At 37.6% G+C, this 14,824-nt stretch carries 12 protein-coding genes; all 12 read right to left on the bottom strand.

Annotated features, from left to right (window positions below; translation table 11 throughout):
* Positions 1 to 26 precede the first annotated feature (26 nt).
* The 12 genes from hpf to ACFSFY_RS02225 all read right to left on the bottom strand — a co-directional run bounded on the left by hpf (position 27) and on the right by ACFSFY_RS02225 (position 14,814).
* Entirely contained in the window at positions 27 to 596 is a 570-nt protein-coding gene (gene hpf / locus ACFSFY_RS02280; RefSeq protein WP_381535553.1) for a ribosome hibernation-promoting factor, HPF/YfiA family, read from the bottom strand.
* Between the two features lie 150 nt (positions 597 to 746).
* Positions 747 to 1,121 carry a PilZ domain-containing protein gene (locus tag ACFSFY_RS02275; protein ID WP_381535552.1) on the bottom strand — a complete coding sequence of 125 codons (375 nt, stop codon included), beginning with the start codon at positions 1,119 to 1,121 and terminating at the stop codon, positions 747 to 749.
* A gap of 62 nt (positions 1,122 to 1,183) precedes the next feature.
* Entirely contained in the window at positions 1,184 to 2,659 is a 1,476-nt protein-coding gene (locus ACFSFY_RS02270) for a methyl-accepting chemotaxis protein (RefSeq protein WP_381535551.1), read from the bottom strand.
* A 120-nt stretch (positions 2,660 to 2,779) separates the two neighbouring features.
* On the bottom strand, positions 2,780 to 3,151 hold the full coding sequence (flaG, locus tag ACFSFY_RS02265) for a flagellar protein FlaG (RefSeq protein ID WP_381535550.1): 372 nt from the start codon (positions 3,149 to 3,151) through the stop codon (positions 2,780 to 2,782).
* A 179-nt stretch (positions 3,152 to 3,330) separates the two neighbouring features.
* Positions 3,331 to 3,861 carry a competence protein ComK gene (locus ACFSFY_RS02260; protein WP_381535549.1) on the bottom strand — a complete coding sequence of 177 codons (531 nt, stop codon included), beginning with the start codon at positions 3,859 to 3,861 and terminating at the stop codon, positions 3,331 to 3,333.
* An 876-nt stretch (positions 3,862 to 4,737) separates the two neighbouring features.
* Entirely contained in the window at positions 4,738 to 5,628 is an 891-nt protein-coding gene (locus tag ACFSFY_RS02255) for an SWIM zinc finger family protein (RefSeq protein WP_381535548.1), read from the bottom strand.
* Complete coding sequence (locus ACFSFY_RS02250) at positions 5,609 to 5,815, bottom strand: hypothetical protein (protein ID WP_381535547.1); 207 nt, start codon at positions 5,813 to 5,815, stop codon at positions 5,609 to 5,611. Before ACFSFY_RS02250 ends, ACFSFY_RS02255 begins: the two co-directional genes overlap by 20 nt.
* Positions 5,816 to 6,094: 279 nt before the next feature.
* The gene (locus ACFSFY_RS02245) at positions 6,095 to 6,949 is read right to left on the bottom strand and encodes an Rpn family recombination-promoting nuclease/putative transposase (protein ID WP_381535582.1); all 855 of its coding nucleotides are present in this window, start codon (positions 6,947 to 6,949) and stop codon (positions 6,095 to 6,097) included.
* 217 nt (positions 6,950 to 7,166) lie between these two features.
* Positions 7,167 to 11,576: a hypothetical protein gene (locus ACFSFY_RS02240; RefSeq protein WP_381535546.1), complete on the bottom strand. Its 4,410-nt coding sequence runs from the start codon at positions 11,574 to 11,576 to the stop codon at positions 7,167 to 7,169.
* Positions 11,563 to 12,303, bottom strand: a complete 741-nt coding sequence (locus tag ACFSFY_RS02235) for a DUF6063 family protein (RefSeq protein WP_381535545.1) — start codon at positions 12,301 to 12,303, stop codon at positions 11,563 to 11,565. Before ACFSFY_RS02235 ends, ACFSFY_RS02240 begins: the two co-directional genes overlap by 14 nt.
* Positions 12,293 to 13,813 carry a replicative DNA helicase gene (locus ACFSFY_RS02230; protein ID WP_381535544.1) on the bottom strand — a complete coding sequence of 507 codons (1,521 nt, stop codon included), beginning with the start codon at positions 13,811 to 13,813 and terminating at the stop codon, positions 12,293 to 12,295. Before ACFSFY_RS02230 ends, ACFSFY_RS02235 begins: the two co-directional genes overlap by 11 nt.
* The gene (locus ACFSFY_RS02225) at positions 13,786 to 14,814 is read right to left on the bottom strand and encodes a Wadjet anti-phage system protein JetD domain-containing protein (RefSeq protein ID WP_381535543.1); all 1,029 of its coding nucleotides are present in this window, start codon (positions 14,812 to 14,814) and stop codon (positions 13,786 to 13,788) included. Before ACFSFY_RS02225 ends, ACFSFY_RS02230 begins: the two co-directional genes overlap by 28 nt.
* Positions 14,815 to 14,824: the final 10 nt, after the last annotated feature.

The raw sequence follows: 14,824 nt of genomic DNA, 5'->3' as shown, positions 1-14,824 counted from the left end.
TTCACTAAAGTCATATGGGATTGAACTTAATTTGTTTCAATTAAACCGTACTGACCGTCTTTACGTTTGTATACGATATTTGTTTCGTCTGAACCAGCATCTGTAAAAACAAAGAATGTATGGCCAAGCATATTCATTTGTAAGATTGCTTCTTCCTGGTCCATTGGTTTCAAGTCAAATCGCTTCGTACGTACAACAGAGAATTCTGAGTCGTCCTCTTCAGAAACGTCTGTAGCTGTGCCGCCATTGCTTTTATTTACAGAAGCAAAGAAAGCTGCAACTCCTTCACGTTCACGAAATTTACGATTCACTCTTGTTTTATATTTACGAATTTGACGTTCTAATTTATCAACAATTAAATCGATTGCTGCATACAAATCTGTATGACGTTCTTCAGCACGTAATGTTAAGTTTTTCATTGGAATTGTGACTTCCACTTTTGTTTGTTTGTCATTATAAACTTTCATGTTTACATGTGCAGTTGCGTTCGCACCATCTGTAAAGTATCTCTCAAGCTTTTGAATCTTTTTCTCGACGTGTTCGCGAATCGCCGGAGTCACCTCAATGTTCTCACCACGGATATTGAAATCTAGCATAATGAACTCCTCCTTTAGTTAACTATTACCTTCTCCTGTACACTTCTATACGTTCCCACAATAACCCTTCTAGAAACATAAATATTAAAAAGAATTTTGTCGAATTATGAGAGAGCCTTGTCTGGACAAGGTTTACAGGACATAGTTATTTTATTGTTTTTCACTACTTTCGGATTTCCTTAGCAATTTGAGCTCAGCTACAATCAATTGCTCTTTTTCCAAATCCTCTTCAAAATCAAAACCATACAGAAAATCCTTTTGATAGGACTCTTTCCAAACGAGCGTACCAAGAACTTCTATTTTCGCTTGATACAGAGTGAATTCCAATTGAATGTTCACAGCATCACGCGAAAATGGAATATCAAACTCTGCAAGGAGCTTGGCACCACCAGGACTCAAGTCAACTAGGGTACAATCTCCCTTCTTTGATTTTTGCTCCTCGGCTTCTCCCATAACAATTCTAAACTTCGCATCTAAGGGTTTACCGAATGTATAACGAAAATACTCCGATCGTTTATATAACATCCCTTACACCCCGTTCCTTAGCATATCTTTAACTTAACCCGATTATACCAAAAAAACTTCCTTTACTCCACATTCGACAAACTTCGCGTCCGTCTCATCGTTCCATCAATGGTATGAACCATTCGCTCATTGTCCACTACCGTTGTGTGAATGGACGCATTGACTTCTTCTAATGAAGCACTTGACTCCGAAAGTAAATCTGCAAAGGATGCCGTCATTAATCCAATATCATTTGTATCTTTTGTAATCAAGGCCATTTTCCCATCAAACGTACTGATTTTTGAATGCAATTCAGATAACAAACTATGCATGCCCACAACCTTTTCTTCAACAACGGTTGTAAACGCCGTTTGCGCAGAAAGCTTTCCAGTACTGTCCGTTAACTGCAGTCTGGACTGATTGTTCGTATCATTCACATCCGTTAGATTTGTATTGATTTCAACAAGTGTGTCTGCAGTCATTCCCGCAAGCTTTCGAATTTCATTCGCAACAACTGCAAAACCTTTACCGTGTTCGCCAGCTCGAGCAGCTTCGATGGACGCATTCAATGCAAGAAGGTTTGTCTGTCCTGTAATCGTTTCAATCGATTTCGCCAATGCATTCGTTTTCTGAATGTTTACCGTTAGTTCATCAAACGAAGCATTTAATCCATTCAAGAACTCTTCAACATCTCCCATACCGTTTCTCAAATTTCCCATCAACTCAACAATTTCACTCGATTCAGTTCTCAGTTGCAATGTATTTTCGTTCATGAAACGTGTTTCACCGTGCATACCATCTATTTCTTTCGTCGTTCGCTCTGCATTTTGTGCGATTTGAGCAATTTGAGACGCTTCTTGCTCTACTCCAGCTGAAACTCCATCCATTATTCCCAACAATTCTTGTTGAGTTACTAAATGCCGTGCAGCCGTCTCACTAATATTCGTTAAATCATCTGCTACGCGATTTACACCTGTATTCAATAAACGATGTCTCTCTTCTTCCTGAAGCGCTAATGATGCCTGTTCAGCAGTAAACACTCCTACTTTTTCTTCAAGCTTCCTCGTTTGACTAATTTGAATGAATAACCCAACCGCAAGCAAAATTAAAACAAGTAGAAGAGTTCCTTTACTATCCGCAATGATCTCTTGATGAGGAAACTTAATAAGAAACGAAAAAGTAACTAAAACCGCAAGCACTGTTCCGTAAGACATCAGACTTCTTGATGAATGCACACTTGATATTCCTAATATAAAGAATGCAATTCCAATAGTTGCTAAGGATGGTTCGCCTACAACAGCACTAAATAAAGTAGCAAAGGCCGTTAAACTTAGTGCAATCCACGGAAATATTTCTTCAAAAACACGGTACTTCTTTGATAAGAAATAAGTTAGGATCGTAAAAATAACCGGTATCGCCATACTTCCCGTCTTAATTAGTTCTTGTCCGGTTACTATATAAAAGAGTAGTCCAATAAAACTCGATCCACCTAACGTTATTAAAAGAATTAAGTTTTTATCCGCATACTCTTTACTTCGAATCGTTGCCACACTCTGCATTCAAATTCCCCCTAAAAGCTAATTGTTATAGTATTGAATGAACAACCACTCATTATTTCTATGCAGTAAAAGTAGGTAGAGGAATCTCCACCTCTATTTTAATGCTCTCTATAGAAGCACTTAAATCTTTCTGTCTACGAGTAAGCCCACAAACTCTCGCATAGCAGCATGAATGTCCATCAATTTCTTGGAAGGAATTTCTCGAATGACTTCTTCCGTCTGTGGATCCACAATTGTTACATAGTATTCATTCAACTTATCATGAAATTTAAAACGCAATTGCGTGTTGGACGTTTCCAAGAATGTATTCATACTATCTATTAATTGCTGCGCTTTCTCTGCAGGAAGATGTTGTTCATTATCCGATTTCTTCTCTGTATTATTTGGAAATGCTTGTACCGGTGCTACTTTGATTTCCAAAGTTGGAGTGATTTTGTCTACTTGAACAACCCCTTGTTGCGAAGAACCCCCACCATCCATACGACTAACCATTCCGAATACCCTCCTATTCAAAATATACACATTATTACTTATATTATCGGCATAAGGAAATGATAGTTTAGTATCATTTACAACTAGTACCCGGAATAATAATCTTCATTTAAAAAAGTGAAAAAGGTCGTACAGCAAAGTAGAATCCATTTGCTGTACGACCTTTAATTATTCCAGTTTCAATCAACGTCCTGTTTATAAATATCATACAGAACATTTGACTCATTCACAAAAACTGAATTCAATCTTGTTCGTTCTTCTATTTTATATTTTAGTTTATACGCTCGTTGAATTTTCCGTTCAAATGAATACGCACTTAACTCTATATCTAAAGTGGTTCCATTACTCAGAAACACCTTAGTCTTTTTCTTACAAATCGATTCGTGTCTATCAATATGGTGTAATGCAAACCATATACAATTTGGGCTTGTAGGTGATTTAGTTGGAAACCAATAAAAATCAAGCTTTTCATTAGCAACTATTGGACACATCGTTACGTTCCCTAAAATTGCTCGAGAACCTTGACTCGCTCCTTTAAAACTTGAACCAAAGTATCTAAGGTTTTGGTCAATTAATTCTGTTGGACTTAGTGCTATTTTAAGCACTCGATCCGTTTCTACTATATGTGTATATAAATATCCATGTTTATCATGCTTCGGATTAAAGTACATTGTTTCGCGTTTAATGACATAAGTTCCACTTCGATTCATTTACTAATCCCCCTTTTCAATTTTCACAACTATCTTTTTGATAGAAAAGGAGTATACTGACCATAGTTGGTATACTCCAACGCAGATCCCTGAGTAAGTCTCTCACGACTTTGTTTTACTCAGGGATTTCTTTTTTTCGCCTCTTTTTTCACACCACACTCACCTCCAAAACTATATCCCTCAAAATCCGACATCTCTATATGTATAATTCGTAATTCAGACCGCGAAAGACTAAAGGACTATCTACACGTATAATCCTTCTGTATTAATTTGTTTACAAAAAAAAGCACTAATAATAACTATATGCTATTTTATGACATAATTTGACCTAATTAGCTTGTCTTTTTTTATTGTATACTACTGCCTATTACTTGTCCAACATTTCTTAATATTCCAATTAAATTAAATTAATGGAAAATATTAGAATTGTAGAGACATGATATTTAAAAATTTCAGGTTGTTATTCTTATAATACCTTTTTCATGAAACACTATAGAAACACCCAATTTTCCCCATTTGAAATAGTAACGTTTTATATTTTTTCGTGTCCCTTAAGTAGAAAAAGACTTCATGCATATCGCAAGAAGTCCAGTGTTATCGAGGTAAACGAGTAGTATATCCTCGGCAAGTAAATCTTGCACTTATTTATCAAGCCCGGGTTGAGTTTCGGTATTATTTTTCAGGGAGTAGATATAAGTACTTCTGCAGTCTTTTCATTATTCAAAACTGAGTGTTTTTTCATTGAACCTGTATTTGAGAATGATCTATTCTGATTCAAACCGATTCAGAATTTACAGAAAGGATTTTTCGTAGTGTTGATTTGGGCGATTTGGTTTTTAAAGTTGGACTGTTTTCTTATGTATCGAGTTAGCGTCTTTACAATAATAAACTCTCCATTTTTCGTGTAAGCCTTAGTCTTAAAATCTCATTTGATGAAAATTCCTGACAAATGGCCAGCAGTTCATTTCGGTAGTCTTCCCATCCCTCAAATACAGGACTATCCGACAGTGCAAAAATCTTGCTCATAAATTTTTCTTGTTCATTCAGAGCAACTACTTTAACCGCTATTTCTTTAATAGATTCCAATGTACGGTCAATTAAATTTGCTAACTCCCCATCTGCGTCATCCGAATATCGGAATACCCCCATGCTTTTTTCAAGCAACATTCCTGCAAGGAACAAAGCAAGTAAATGTTCCTTCTGGTCTTTCACAATGTCCAATACATCTTCTATTTCGTCTACAAAAAAGGGTACATCGCGAGAACTTATATATTTATCCTCACCTGCATATTCCTCTATTGTTTCATCGATGAGATTTTTACATGTATCAATTACGAATGAAGGATCTTCCTTACAATAGTGATCCAGAAGATGATTTTTCAACACCAAATCCTTACTGGATAGATCCATTAGTACTTCAATCAGCTTTTCTTTTGTCAAATGACTTAGAGCTTCTTTCAAATCAGACTGCCTTTCAGGTTTATTTTCATTTTTTACAACTGATATTTCTCTAAGATCATAATATACCGCTACCTCATGTTTACAAACGTTACCCATATCATATGGACATCCGCAAATAGAGTACAAAATCGATCCATTATCATCTATGCGTACATTGACCCTATAGTTTGTCGTCCCTGAGACAAGAAAAGAATAAGTGTTGTTCCCTTGAAATTCCTTAACTAATATATTTCCATTTTCATAATAGTCTAATCCGCGATCCACTATTTTTTTGCTTACTTCATTTTCAAATGAATGGATGTTCACCTTGTATCTCATCTCCTATTTCTCCGTCATCTTTTTCAATTAAACCATCTTCATAGGCTTCTTCCCATGTTATTCCATACGGAGCACCTCCAGATGTATACCCAGCAATAAAGTAGAAGGTTTCATTCTGTGTATCTATATCAACGTCCAAATTCTTCCTTTGTTTTCCAGATTTCTTTTTGTTCATTTTTTTAAGCCTCTTTAGGAATAGTTCTTTCTGCGGGTTGCGGAATGTACTGATTACAATTTGATAAATGTAATTCAATTTAACTTTACTATACAGCGAAATTTATTTAAATATGTACATTAAAAATATGTGGAATAAGCGCATATGAACGTAAAGGAACCATTTAAAAATGAACGAACCCACAGATGCTAACTGCTGGTTCGCTCATTCTTCAAGTAGGAAGTTTCCTTATACAATTCACGATGGTCTACACGTAGAAATCTGAATTTATCATACCATCTAAATCGACTTTATAATTTCACTGATTTCTTCAAGAGTTAAGCCAGTGATTTTTGAAATCAGTTCGGTAGGTAGATCTTCGCCATACATTTTAATCACTACTTCTTTCTTTTCTTTTTCTTTTCCATCTTCCCGAGCATCATATTCCCTCTGCTGAATGTCTTTTAATTCTCGCTCTCTATATTCAGCCAAGCGTTTTGTTTCAGGATTTTGACTCAGTCTCTCAATTTCTTCGTACGCTTCTCTCATCGTGGTACTTTCCATAGCCAGTTCCTCCTTTACTTTTTGATCGCCTTTTAAAAACAATAACCATTTTTCAAGTTCAGTTGTCAATAGCCCATTTTCTTCCTTTAGTTTTGGTAATTCAAGTACATGTGTTTCGAAATGTGTTGTGAAAATCGAGTGTGATTTCTGATTCGTTATTTTGTAGACATTGTGAAATTCTTTTTCTTTTAAGAGCTCAAAATTAGTTATAATGATTTGAATTGCTCTTTTATACCGAGTATATTCTTTAGCGACCTCATCTTGACTCACATACATCTTTGCCATATACATATACATTCTTTCTGTAAAAGCACGATGTCCTTCCATTTGCATCTCAATATTAATTTGTTCGCCGTCCTTTGTTCGAACACGCACATCCATAATTGATTTTTTATCTTTGGGATGATTGCCTTCAATATGAGGATCCGTCAATTCAATTACATGAAGTTCTACATCAAGAATTGAATTTAAAAACTTCAATAAGAGTTCAGTATTTCGCTTATCCCCAAAAAACGCTTTGAAAACGTAGTCATTTCGCAAGTCAAGAAGCTTTCCACTGTAAGTATCATGCCGTTCTTTAACAAGAATCACCAAAACGAACACCACCTTTTCATTACATTATAAAACATTTGTTCGTACAACGCAAAGATAAGTATTCTGAATAGGCAAATTTCTAAGTGTATTCCTCATTCATAAAAAAAGAAGACAGCAGTCATTCGCTATCTTCTCACATGCCAAATTCAAACAGTTCTCTCAAGTAGAATATATTTCCTGGTGATTTAACATCCATCAACAAATTCACACACGATTAATCCAACAACGTTAATTGCTCAGACTCGCCAATCCGCTCAAATGCAGCTGGATCATTGTCTTGGAAATAGGCCGCATTCACGGTTTTCTCCTTTGTCATAATCATTTTCTCTGTATTTTGAGCGCTCCGTAATCGGCAACTATACATTACGGGAAAATAATCGCGTAGAAATTTACCTTCCGCATGCGCGGTCAATGCGATCATTTGGAATCCTAGTTTTTCCGCGATGAAAAAGACCGGACTTAACACATGTTCACTTGAAGCCTTGCCGAATGGGTTATCCAATACAACTACTCGATTTCGTTTCATAGACGTATCCAGCAATTTTTTCTTCTCCGCCACATAGCTGAGTATTCCAAGAAATAGTGTCATGTTTTTACTCCATTTTTCACCACCAGACCATTCATTTGATTCGCGCCAAGAATAAGACCTAGATGTCACTTCATTGTTATTCGTTACTTTACGGCAAGACACTTTCATATCGCCATTTTGTAAAACAATACGAAGCAATTGCGGTGTAGCAAACCACATTTCAATATCCGAACGAACCTTTCCGCTATTCAACTTGCATTCAGGATCAACATACCTGGGATGCTCAATCCATTCCAATATCTCGTCGATGTATGTGCGCAGACGGAGAAGTCCTTCTTTTTCTTCCCAATCAGAAATACTGAAGTTATAAATTTGCTTCATGCCCGTACCAAACTTAATGCGTGTTTTTGTCGGAATAACTTCCAGCTCACGGACGACCGTACGCACATGTTCATGCATATAAGTTACAAAGTGCTCAAGCTGTTCATCATGGCCACGAATGCTTTCTTCGTTGAACCGAATGACACTATTCATTTTTGCACGCATATTTTGCTGAAATTCGACGAGTTCCGTGAATTCCCTTTTGTATTCAAGTCCTTGGATTAAATTATCACGCATTTTCGCATCCGACATATTACGGCGGACGTACATATTAAAATTATGACGATCATTAATCACACGCTCTGACTCTTCCTTTACAGCGTCGCTCGCTTTCTTCATTTCATTTGTAACCTGTCGAACAATACGCAAAGGTTCATACGTAAATTCATTGGCATCACTTTCCGACAGTTGCTTCTCTTCAATAGAAGCCGAATTGAAATGATGTGCTTCTACAAATTTTCCAAGCTCAATAAGGGCTTGTTCCACTTTTTGCAACTCTTCACCAAAACGTTTTAATCCTACAGTGTATTGTTTCTCTTGTTCATTTAGTTTTTCATGTTCTACTTTTAACGTACTTTGAACATTTTTTAACGGTTGATTAAAAGCAACAATCTCAACGCCCGGAAAATTCCGTTCAAAGTTCCCCTTTAGTTCACCTATTTTCGAATGAACAATCGCGACTTTTGTTGTTTGTTCATTCAATAGTATTGTCTTTTCTTTTAGCTGTTCATTCTCAACTTTCTCTTTTCGACGCAATCGATCTATTTCAGCATCACCATTTTCCGGAAATGATTGTTCATCGAACTCATCCCAGTCGCTTTGGACCCTTTCAATTTCAGATTCCGCTTCTATTAATCGCTCACGTGCATTCCCTAGTTTTGTTTCTAGTTCCCCACGTGATCGTGATAGTTCATTTAGGGAAAGCTTTATCGATTCTGCTGTTTCTTTTAACAATTCGAATGTTTTGTCCGTGAATAAAGGCGTTAGATCTTTTACGATTTTATAGTAATCATTCGATTTCAACATTTGGATTCTCATAGTAATCGATGACATATTTTCTTGAAGCACTCTTTTTTCATCCTCATAAACCCTTTGCCTTCGCATTAATCTACGTATATCAAGATGCAGACCTTCAATAGCCAAACGAACAGTTTCAGACGCTTCTTTATAATGAATGAGCTCTTTCGCTTCACTTTCATGTTGCTGGCCAGCCAAAATACGGTTCCCAAAACCGTTTTGCTGATCTTTCAAATCGGCAATTTGACGTTCGTTTGATTGAATCGTATCTTCTAGACGAGTTAACTCTGTTTCACAACGTTGTAAAAGCCTCTTTTTCAAATGAAGTCTGTCTTTTAAAATTTGCTCCTTCTCAATCGTCTCTTTCAATACTTCATACGGATACTTCTTAAAAAAGTTGGTGAAAGACAAATGCCCTTCTTCCCAAGCATTTAATTTCGCTTCCACTTCTTGTCGTTCACCCTTTATCCGATCTGCCTCTGTTCGAAGGGTTTCTTTCCATGCACGAAACGATTCTGCTTGAGCATTTTGATTCCAATGGAGAGGTAAAACTGCATTGGATATAAACTCTCCACTTCCTTCAACTAAAGACTTGGCAGTTTGTAAATCAATTACATGCACTGGGTAAAGCAAGTTTTCTCGAACCTTCTCTACTTTTTCAATAAGTGCAGTTTTCTTTTCTGCCGTTGTAATGAGCGTCACAGGCCAATATGGATATAATTTCAGCTGTTCGTCAATTGATAAATTCAGACCATTTAAATAACGAATCCCCGTGTCTATTAAACCTATCGTGTTTGTCCAGCGTTGTAATTGTTTCTCCATAAAAGGATCCGCAAAGAATACATCTTGCCCCGCATAATCGTCCAGAAATCGGTAGGCTACTCTTTCCACTAAAAGCTTTTCCTCTTTGTCCTCTTTTAGTCGCTCAATCGTTCGCGACAAGTCTTGTTCAACGGAACTTTGCTTCATATATAATGAATCTATCCGGCTTAAACTGAAACTCAACTTCCCCAGCTGCTCTTTTTGGTTCAATTGCGCCTCTTCCATTCGCGACACAGTGTCTTCAGTTTTCGCCAGGTCAATTAAATCTGCTGTGATTTCACTATTTAGACGTTCCTTCTTCTCTTTTTCAATTATAAGCGATTGCCTTGAATTTTTAGTGTCATTTTGAAGAGAAACAATTGAGTCTTCAACTTGCGCATGTTCTTTGATCCATTGTGGAAGCAGTGCAGAAACCGTTTCTTGTTGTGTATTCGACAAAATCGTTTGTCTGATTTTCATCATAGATTTTTCGAGTGAATCGATCCACGTCTCTTTTTCCGCACGTTCTTTTTCTAAACGAATATGTTCTTTTTGGAACTGTTCACTTTCTTTAGCACACGCCTTAAGTTCATCTTCTATTGGATTAAGTTCATGTGTGAAACCCGTAAGCTCTTTTTCCAACAGATTTTCTTGCTCGATAAAATAGCCACTTATTTGTTGATGCGCTGTATGTAATTCATCCGAAAGATGAGTAGCGTCGGATTCTTTGTCTAACTGCGTAATTTCATCCTTATAATAGGCAACCAATTCAGATTGCACATGCCTACTCATTTTCTGTTTTGCGAGCATTAAAGAATAATACATCTTTTTTAGACGATGCACATTTTCATCTACACGTTCTTTCTCTTCAGTAATCTCTTGGAGTTGTTCTTGGTGTCCCGCCAACTCTTCTTCCGTCATTCTTATTACAAGGGAGTCGCGACGAGATTCCAGTGTTGCTTGTTCTACTTTTAACTCTCCCATGGCCTGTTCAAGAAGAGCGATTTCTTGTTTACTCTTCTCCTTCTGTTTATTCGCCAATCCATAGACGCCTTTTGTACGGGATTTGTGCTCTATATACTGCTGTTCTTTTGTATATAGGACTTCATTCGCCGCAACATACGCACTTAATTCCTCTTCAATCGACTCATACTCGCCAATTTGCGCACGCAATTCCTTATACAATTTGAAACTCTTCTGCTGTTCTTCAAACGTATCCGCAAATCGATTTTCATCAAATCCGGATATGGACGATTCTACAGTCGGGATGAGTAAGCGGTCATATAATAGTTTTTCTGTTTTACAGTTCTCAAAAAAGCGTTCAATTCCGCCTTCGTCTTGATTTATTTTGACAATACTATCCCATTCATCCGAAATAATATGATAGTGCTCTTCTATAAAATGTCGATAGGACTTTATCGTGTCAAACATTTTCGCGAGTGGCGATTGTTGCACTTTCTTCTTATAGTACTCCTCAATTTCAAAGCGCTCAGCAGGTCGTTTTCCATCGTCTTTCACGAACGGCATTTCTTCAATTCGATCCGCATCATTCGCACCGTACTCATACACATATTTAAATGAATCCACTTTATTATCACTCAAAAACAAACTCACCGCCGTTACGACATAACGCCGGGGTCGCTCAGAAATAATCCATTCAATCGCAATATGTGCGGGGCCCTCCAACTTTAGCGTATCTCGTATTTTTCGCTCTCCTAAATTTGTATGAGGAATAACTGCCTGCAACAACGTCTGTATCAGAACCGTTTTACCGCCGCCATTTTCAAGAACTATCGCTCCGTTATATCCATCAAATTTAAAAATGTCGTCATTATACCGTTTCTGACCTTCTTCATAAACGACATTTGTAAATCGAATTTGACTAATTGCCGGCATCAGTATCCCCCTGTTCTGTTTGATAAATAAATTCAAAAATCCCTTTATTGTATTCTAAGTCCATGAAATACTTCTGAATAATCGTCTTCGCTTTCTCGGTCAGTGTAATCTCCATATTGCCAATTTCCAAAACAAGTTGCTGATCCACTAAAAACCGTTTCACTCCGTCAATAAAACTCATACGGCTGATTGTATTTCCTGTTTGTCTTTTCGCGCTTTCCCGAAGATCATCCATCGCATCCCACTTCTCAATAATTTGAATCCAGTTATAAGAAAATGCTTTCTCTTCCTTTCTCAATGTCTCTTCATCATGTTCTTTTAACGATTGAATCTGATCATGCACTTCACGTACCCAGTCTTCCAACCCTACAAAATCCCGCGTCGCTTCTCTTGACTGGTAACTATCGTAAAATACACCAAATAAGATTAGTGTACTAAAATACATTAAATAGATATCCGCATTTACCGCACGACTTGTGAAATAATGCCGCTTTAAATACTCATTATTCACATGAAATGGTGACAATCTCGTCTCTGGAATTAAAAATAGCTCATTCCCGACAGCCACATTGACACAACTTACTTCCTTCGCAAACAAATCTAGTAAATCTCGTACATCGTCATCCGCTTTATAAACCGTAGACCATTCCGAACCTACAACACCATCCCGAGCCAAATCTCGATACACTTGGAACGCCAAAATTACTTTTTCCTCACTATATCGCATTCTCATCCACCCCCCTGGTTATTGTAAATGTCATATTTTGAATGGTATAACGCGCAGTTGCTTGAATCGTTTCTTTCTCCTCAATTACGGTTAACACATCACGACCAAGTTGTTTAAACACTTCATGAAACGTCTTAATTTCTTCATCCTCATCCCTGATTTCATCCACAAATCGAATGGGCGAACGTTGGTGAATGTACAGCCAAAAATGATAAAATGTACGCCACTCCAAAAATGCTTCCAACTCCGTTCCTTTAATCCCTTCAATTATTTCGGCAAGCGAATGAACCCCTTCACCAACTGCTTTCATAAGCAAATTCATATAGTCCGTAAAATGTTCTTTCAACATTAGTTGATCCGCACTATCCACGACTTGGTCATCGACTTTCATAAACGTTTCTTCCGCTGAATCTGTGCGCTCATCCCTGAAACTTTGTGCCTCCAACACTGCAAGCGGTGACCAAATATCTGCATGTGGCAGTTTGAAAAAGGGATGTAAAACCCCTTTCATCGTTTCAAGCGGGAGTGGTTTATTGACAATTGGAAGCACGATATCTTGTTTAAAATTAAACGCCTCAACCCCCATATAATAGAGTGATTGCTGCGCTGCAACGAGCGTATCGTTAATCAAAACCTGGCTTTCTGTTAGTAATTTCGAGTGCTCATTATGTACACTTTCAAGCTCTTTCGTGATTGATAAAATATAACTATATGCTTTCGGTGATTCCAAATGGTAATCCTTTTCAAACAAACGCGTGCGGGTTTCATGAACAAAGTTTTCTAGTTCGACAAACTCTTCATTTTCACGTGTGAGTCTAAACCGAATATCTCCAAGCAGTTTTTTATATCGTTCAAATGTATCTTCAGAAACGATATTTCGAAGCACTTCATGTTTCAACTTCGTCATACGATCACGAAGTGTTTCAACATTAATGCGCATCTCATTAATTTGTCGAAGCGCACTGCTGTACTCCCCTTTTTCCAGTTGTTTTCGAATCATTAACTGATTGATCGATAACTGGTATTCACTGTAAAACTCTTTCGTCGCAAAGATTAGTTCAATGCCATCTTCATCCAACGTGTAAAACTGTCTGCCTGTTTCCGCATCAAATCCATTGTCTTTCAAGATCGAAAAAGTGATTGTTTCATCTTTTCCTGCGTCCCAATTATAAAACACCACTTCTTTTCGTTTCCCACCTGGAGGTCGAAATACCTCAATCAGTTTCGTCGCAAGAAGCAAATCTTGTTTAGCGGAAAGTTCATATTTCCCAGTAGTTACATGCTTTATATACTCTGCAAGTTCCAGTTTCCCCGCACGATTACTTCTGAGCAGCTTATGTTCAAAAAAGAACAGCAACGACAAAAGACCAAGACCATACAAATCAATACGAACTTGATTCATGTCCTCGTCCCGGCTTCGTTTCAACTCATATAAACCATCAAACAATGCAAGTCTTCTCATTCTCTCTTTATAGCCGTCCGTTAGCCCTTCCCATTGATAAGATTCCATGACCAGTCCCTCCAAATCTTTCCGAGTTCAGCAGACTTCACGATTTCCTGCGGATAATAAAACCCACCGTCAAGTAACGTTTGAATAGACTTTGCACTTGGCATCGCAGCGACAAAACGTTGAACCGCCTCAATATCTCTACGCTGATTTGTCTCGCCCTGAAATGGTTCTTTACATAAACAAGCTTCGTAAAAAGGGATTGCTGGTAAAACTGTTCGTTTTCCATTTAATAAATGCCAAATCGTTAATCCAGATCGATCGACATCGCCAAAATAGTAGAATGTATGATTCGCGGTTCCAATTGGATATTGCCAATCAAACTGTTCAATACTCTTAACAATCTTATTACCACAACCGTAAATCAGTGTTGAGAAAACCGTTTCTGGTAAAACAGGCAACAGTGCTTGATAGGTCGTTTTATTTTCAACAATCAGATGAAATTGGCCAGGATTATGTACAGATTGAACATTGAAAGCCATCATCAGTGGATCCGATACTGGAATAATCTTCATAAGGTCCCAAAGCGCAATTCGCTCAAGCAGCGCCCGCCCCCCACTTTCATCAATCCACTTCTCATCCCCTACAAGCTCAACACTTCTTTCGGGTGCAGGAACAGCATCTTTAGGCAATCCATAATTCGTTAAGTACGTATGTATTTGTTTAATAAAAGGAAGGTCTCCAGAAAATATGTCTGCAGTTAAAGAATAATAGCGATCCAACCGAATCGCAGGATGAAATTGCTCATTGTATCGATGAAGTTGCCCATAAAAATCATCTTGAATCTTGGACTTATCGATTCGATAACGGTGGGCAATTGAGGGAGTACGCATAGTTTGTCCCGCGGCTTTCACAGGTTGAAGAATTTGTTCGTTTTCTAATTCCAATATTCTTGCCGCTAACTCTTCATACGTTTGGTCCTTTTTGTAAAATATAGCCGATAATTCTTCCAACGAAATCATCACTTTCGACCATCTTGCAAGTCGATTCAACTGATCCTCCACTGGCATCCCC

Source organism: Sporosarcina siberiensis, from assembly GCF_042681925.1.
GTDB lineage: Bacteria > Bacillota > Bacilli > Bacillales_A > Planococcaceae > Sporosarcina > Sporosarcina siberiensis.
Note: the sequence above shows the minus strand (reverse complement) of the source record. Positions and strands in the feature narration are given on the sequence as shown.